This window comes from Denitromonas iodatirespirans (assembly GCF_018524365.1).
GTDB classification, from domain to species: Bacteria; Pseudomonadota; Gammaproteobacteria; order Burkholderiales; family Rhodocyclaceae; genus Nitrogeniibacter; species Nitrogeniibacter iodatirespirans.
Window position 1 is genome coordinate 1 of record NZ_JAEKFT010000142.1, and the last position, 426, is coordinate 426.

Consider the following 426-nt stretch of genomic DNA (forward strand, 5'->3'; position numbering starts at 1 on the left):
GGGAGATCCATGAGCGCGATGACGCCGACCACGCGGTGAGCCTGCTCAAGCGCACCGCGCTGGCCGAAGGCATCCACGCGATGACTGACAAGCCCGTGCTGCACGGCGACAACGGCAGCACGCTCAAGGCCACCACGGTGCTGGCGATGCTGCACTGGCTGGGTGTCAAACCGTCGTACTCGCGTCCGCGCGTGTCCGACGACAACGCCTATGTCGAGTCGCTCTTCAAAACGGCGAAGTACCGGCCCGAGTTCCCGGCGCACGGCTTCGACAACCTGGAAGAGGCCCGTGCCTGGGGACATGACTTCGTGCGCTGGTACAACTTCGAGCACCGGCACAGCACCATCCGCTACGTGACGCCCGTGCAGCGCCATGCCCTTGAGGACCGAGCGATCCTGGCCGCGCGCCATCAGACGTATCTTGAGG

Annotated in this window: 1 protein-coding gene; it reads left to right on the plus strand. The window is 65.5% G+C overall.

Annotated features, from left to right (window positions below; translation table 11 throughout):
- Positions 1–426 (plus strand): integrase core domain-containing protein (locus I8J34_RS24315; RefSeq protein WP_214364203.1); only part of this gene is annotated, 426 nt, incomplete at both ends.